At 49.5% G+C, this 2,748-nt stretch carries 2 protein-coding genes; both read left to right on the top strand.

All coding sequences use genetic code 11. The features are described 5' to 3' along the window. Nucleotides 1-1,028, top strand: a 1,028-nt coding sequence (locus tag WBV27_RS01155) for a formate--tetrahydrofolate ligase (RefSeq protein ID WP_424198678.1), incomplete at its 5' end; no start/stop codon positions are given. A gap of 191 nt (nt 1,029-1,219) precedes the next feature. Then, on the top strand, nt 1,220-2,748 hold a 1,529-nt coding region (locus tag WBV27_RS01160), incomplete at its 3' end, for an ABC-F family ATP-binding cassette domain-containing protein (protein WP_424198680.1).

Here is a 2,748-nt window from a genome sequence, read left to right on the forward strand (position 1 = left end):
ACCGGATTGGGAACATTGTCATCGGTTATACGTTTGACCGCGTACCCGTCACTGTCAGAGATTTGAAAGTGGAAGGCGCATTGACCTTGCTGATGAAAGATGCGTTGGAGCCGAACCTGGTTCAGACGCTCTACCATACGCCGGCATTTGTGCATGGCGGACCGTTCGCCAACATCGCGCACGGCTGCAACAGCGTATTGGCAACCAAAACGGCCTTGAAATTGGCCGATTACGTCATCACGGAAGCCGGTTTCGGAGCCGACTTGGGTGCTGAAAAGTTCATGGACATCAAAGTACCGCAACTAGGCAAGAGCCCTGATGCAGTCGTTATCGTAGCAACCGTGCGCTCGTTGAAGATGCACGGGGGCGTGTTAGTGAAAGAACTCAACAGCGGCGAAAATGTCGAAGCGGTCAAAGCCGGCTTCGCAAATCTGCAGAAGCATATTGAAAACATGCAACAGTATGGTGTGCCTGTCGTCGTGGCTCTCAATGAATTCACGAACGACACCGCAGCGGAAATCGAAGCAGTCGTCAGCCTTTGCGCGGCTCAGGAAGTCGAATGCATCCAGACAGCAGTGTGGGCAAAAGGCGCTGAAGGCGGAGAAGCGTTGGCGAACGCTGTCGTCAAAGCAATCGATGAAAACACAAAAGCTTTCGTTCCCCTATATGTGGCGGAAGACAGCAGCATCGAAGAAAAAATCGAAACGATCGTCACCAAAATCTATGGCGGCAAAAGTGTCATCTATTCCAAAGAAGCCAAAAACCAACTGCGCCAGTACAAGAAGAATGGCTGGGACCGTTTGCCGGTATGTATGGCAAAAACACAGTATTCCTTGTCAGATGACCAGAAAGCGATTGGCCGTCCGGAAAACTTCGACATCACCATCCGTTCTTTTGTTCCGAAAATCGGAGCCGGGTTCGTCGTTGCGTTGACGGGGGATATCCTGACCATGCCGGGTCTGCCGAAAGAACCGGCTGCTTTGCGCATGGACGTTACCGAAGACGGAGTCGTTACCGGATTGTTCTAATTTCATAAAAAACACAAAAATAGAGAGGGAAACCTCTCTATTTTTTTGACGAAAAGCGCTTCTGAAATACGGCTTGATTTTTGGGCCTTCAATGTCCCGCAGCCCAGCCGGATATGTTACAATGTCAAGAGACTATCAAGATCCCTGAACATAAAACGACATGGATTGAAAACAAAGGATGAATGCCACATATGAAAGACTTTAACGCCATTGAGTTAGAAAAATCCTACGGGATGAAGAAACTCTTCAATAAAATATCCTTCACGATCCGTGAAGGCGAACATATCGGCCTGATCGGTCAGAACGGAACCGGAAAGAGTTCCTTGCTGGAGATCATCGCGGGAATCGAAACCCCGGATGCCGGCAGCTTGGACGTGCCCAGTGATTATCGTGTCGGTTACTTGGCGCAAGAACCACAACTGAACAAAGAATCGACTGTTTTTGAAGCGGTCTATGAAGGCGAAGCGCCCATCATCAAGACGGTCCGCGCCTACGAGGAAGCTTTGGAATTGTTGGTGAACGACAGTCTGAATCCGGATTATCAGAACCGATACAGCAAGGCCGAAGCTGACATGAATGCGCAAAATGCTTGGCAAACAGAGGTTCAGATCAAATCCATCCTGAACAGGTTGGGTTTGGATGACATCACGAAAAAAGTAGGCGAGCTTTCCGGTGGACAACGGAAACGCGTCGGCTTGGCGCAGGTACTGATCCAAGCGCCGGACCTGTTGTTGCTGGATGAACCTACCAACCATCTTGACATGGATTCGATCACTTGGCTGGAAAACTATCTTGCCCAATACAAAGGCTCCGTCCTTTTGGTGACCCATGACCGCTACTTCCTCGAGAATGCCGTAACGAAAATCATCGAACTGAAGAACGGCGGAGTGGAAGTCTACACAGGAAACTACGAAGACTATTTGTTCCAGAAGAGCGAACGCGAAGCCATCCAGCAAAAAATGGATGAGAAACAGCTGAAACTCTACAAGAGCGAACTGCAATGGATGCGCAAGGGCGCCAAAGCCAGGACGACTAAGCAACAGGCACGGATCCACCGTTTTGAGGACTTGGAAAAGGTAACGCAACAAAGCACGACCGATGCCAAGCTCGAAATCCAGTTGGATGGTTCCCGCTTGGGCAAACGCGTCTTCAATCTGGAACATATCTCGCTTTTTGCGGGAGACAAACAGGTCCTCAACGATTTTTCCTATATATTCCAGTCGAACGATCGCATCGGCATCGTCGGCAAGAATGGGGCAGGCAAGACAACCTTGCTGAATATGCTGGCAGGCGAAATAGAAATTGCCAGCGGGAATCTGATCATCGGAGAGACCGTCAAAATAGCCTATTACAAACAACTTTCCGAAGTGCTCCCTGACGATAAGCGCGTCATCAATTATCTGCAGGAAATCGCAGAAGAGGTGAAATTAAGCGACGGCATCGTAGTCAGCGTCAAGGAGATGCTGGAAACTTTCCTCTTCCCGCGCGAAACGCACGGCAGCCTGATAAGTTCATTATCCGGAGGGGAAAAACGTCGCCTTTACTTATTGAAATTGCTGATGACGAAACCGAATGTGCTGCTGATGGATGAGCCGACGAATGACTTGGATATCGATACGCTGACGGTATTGGAGGATTACTTGAACAGCTTCGGCGGAGCCGTCATCACCGTTTCGCATGACCGCTATTTCTTGGATAAAGTGGCCGATAAGCTATTGAT

Source organism: Trichococcus sp. (assembly GCF_049589555.1).
In the GTDB taxonomy this organism is placed as follows: Bacteria; Bacillota; Bacilli; order Lactobacillales; family Aerococcaceae; genus Trichococcus.